Source organism: Chloroflexota bacterium, assembly GCA_018829775.1.
In the GTDB taxonomy this organism is placed as follows: Bacteria; Chloroflexota; Dehalococcoidia; order Dehalococcoidales; family RBG-16-60-22; genus E44-bin89.
On record JAHJTL010000065.1, the window covers coordinates 1 to 3005 of the forward strand.

Genomic DNA, 3005 nt, shown 5'->3' on the forward strand with positions numbered 1-3005 from the left:
CTTTGGCACTAGCCGGGAACGAGTAAGACAGTGGTTAGTTAAGCATTACGGTTCAACTAAGATACATACGTACCTTACAACGGCCGATCTTGCACGTAAAGCTAACTGTGACCTACTGTATATATACAGATTGAGGCGCCAAGGTGCAATTAGCGTTGTGAAGGTGTCAGGCAAGAAAAAGTTGCTATGGGATCCGGAGGTTGCATACATCGTGACCCAATATGTTCGCAGCCGTCTCTGCCGTGTATGTAAGCGACCTCTGCCCAAGGATCGCTGGGCCTACTGCTCTGACGAATGTTACGCTCAATTTTTCGCCGAAGCCCAGAAGCACAGTTATCTGAGAATGTCCGAGCAGCAAAAGATAACACATAATCAAAGAGTAGCTAGGTGGGTAAAGGCTCACCCACGACAGGCCAGGCGAATTAGGGTGCGGGGCCAACAGAAATATGATGCCAAGAAGTCAGCCCGCAGGTACCACAGTCAAGAGTATTTGATATTCAGAAGGTGTTCTGTACCGGTGGGCACTGTGGTCAAGGTACTCGGATGGGGAGCAACAAGAGCCAAGCTAAGAGTTGAGTGGGGAGAAATGATTGTGGAAGTCCCATTGTGCTGTGTTAAGCGCCTACAAAAGAAAAAAGAGTAGTTCGGATCTGCCGTAAAGGGGCTTTCAGAACACGTTAGGATGCCAAGGTACTGGTCGTTTGCCCAAAGGCCAATCGCAGATTAGTCGGTGGCAGCAACGTTCAGGTACATGATATCTTAGCCTACCCGAGGAACCAGTCTATTCATATATCGAATTACAACATTGCGAAAGCTGGGAAGCTGTTTATTGACCAAGGGCTTTAGTTACACCAGCGACATGGTCAACAATGAAATCCTTCTTCTTACCGCATGCCGCTTTCAATACTGCCAAAAGTGAGCGTATAAACCCTAGAACAAACCGGAGCGCGATATAAACATAGTCAATTTATGTAAATTTTCTGGCAAAATGTATTGACAAATAATTTGTTAACCTTTATTATAGGTGTGATATTGATAAAAAAGGAGGTGATGTAATGGCAGGACCCGCGAGGGGAGCGAGCTTTGAGCTCGAAAAACAGACCCAAAGAAATCTTTGTCTCCATAAAATAAAGGGAGCTATGGAAATATCTCTGTTTGTGGAGATATAGGTATATCAAAAAAAGGAGTAAAATTTAAAGTCGATGAAAAAGAAAATAACTAAAATATGGGGTATAGGCCTGGTAGTCGTTCTGGCAGCCAGCCTGCTGCTATCGGCAGCCCCGGTTTCGGCGAGTGAGCTTGCCTGGGGCACAGAGGGCACTCCGGGCACCACGGGCCTGAAGATTCTGCACGAAACAACTGCAGCGCAGGGTGACGTCACCGAGTTCGTCATCGGTCCCGATGGGACCACGCTCTGGGCTGTTTCCGTGGAGAACACCAAGCTCTACAAGTCAACCGATGGCGGTGCGACCTGGTCGTCAAAGACGCTGCCCACCGGCCTGACCACTCCCCGAGGCGTGGCCATTGCCCCCGACGATGCCAACATGGTAGCGGTCTGGGGTGACACTATCGGGGTCTACGTCACCACCGACGGCGGCTCCAGCTGGGGCAGCCTGGGCACCGTCCAGGAAACTGGCGGAGCCGTGGCGACAGGACTCCGCGACATCGCCATTTCCACAGAAGACTCCGGTAAACACTACGTTGCCGTCGCTGGTATCGAAGCCGGCCCTCTCGGCAACATCTGGTACTTCAATATCGGCGCCGCGGCACCGGCCTGGACCGAGATAAACGACAAGACCGGCTGGGGTTTTGCCGCGACAACCGATGTCAGAGCAATTGCCTTCTCCCCCAACTTTGCCTCGGACTTCATCCTGCTCGCCCTTTCCATAGACCCTGGTACGCCTCAAGTTAGCCTGGAGATGTACAGCTTCAACCAGAGCATGTGGAATGCGAGTGCCGGCTTCACCGGCTACCCGGTACAGGTATATACCGGCGTAGGCCTTTCCGCCCTTAGTGCAGCCGACCTCGGTCTGTCACCGGACTACCTGGGCAGCGATGACTCGATGCGCGTCGTCTTTGGCGCCATTGATGTCGATGTCGCCGCCGGTGATGGTATCTACCGCATGAAGGACACCAGCGTGAAGGCCCTCAAGACGGGGACTGGAAATGACGCTGGCAGTATCGCCTATGACGGCACGAACCTGGTGGCCGGGCAGGCTGCCGGCGGCAGCGCCATCTGGCGCTCCGCTGACGCGCTGGCTTCATCCCCAACCTTCAGCACCACCTCTTCTCTGAAGCGTCCGAGCCCGACAGGTTCTACCAACCCCGTCGTCGCCTGGAACGGCGCTGACGTCCTCGCCGGCACCACCGGCGTCGACAGCTGCTTCGCCATCTCCAGGGACAACGGCAAGAGCTTCAACGGTATCAGCCTGATTGACCACCCGATAGGTGCTGGCGCCATCGAGGACATGGCCGTCTCCCCGGATGCCAGCAAATTCTACCTGGTCACCAACGACGGCACCGACCTCCGCGTCTGGCGTAAAGCTTCCACGTGGGAGTCAGTACTGTCCATAGCCGCTACTACCGGTTACATCGTCAGGATTGCCCCTGAAGACGCGGACACGATTTACGTCGGTAAAACGGCTGGCACAACCCTCTACTACAGCAGCGAGGGTGGAGACACCAAGTGGTTCCAGCGCGCCTGCCGCTACAACGTGCAGGACCTGGCCCTGGAGAGCTCCGACGTCCTCTATGCCGCGGTGAGCGCTGACTCGAAGGTCAGCAAGAGCACCAACAGCGGCTTCACCTGGGCCTCCTCCAAGAGCTGCGACTTCGCCGGCGCGGGCAACGTCAACTCAATACGCAGCCTCGGCGAGGACAAGTTGATTGCCGGCAGTGCTGCCGGTTACGTCTCCTACTCGACGGACGGCAACAGCTCCTGGACCAAGATTTCCAAGCAGCTTGGTGACGCGGCTGCTACCGTGGTTACCGCCAGCGGCCTGTCC

At 54.9% G+C, this 3005-nt stretch carries 2 protein-coding genes; both read left to right on the forward strand.

Annotation, left to right across the window (positions count from 1 at the left end):
* The first annotated feature begins 211 nt into the window (after positions 1 to 211).
* A complete protein-coding gene (locus KKD83_06355; GenBank protein MBU2535769.1) occupies positions 212 to 643 on the forward strand; it encodes a hypothetical protein in 432 nt (143 codons plus the stop codon).
* Positions 644 to 1202: 559 nt separating this feature from the next.
* A partial coding sequence (locus KKD83_06360) for a hypothetical protein (protein ID MBU2535770.1) occupies positions 1203 to 3005 on the forward strand: 1803 nt, incomplete at its 3' end.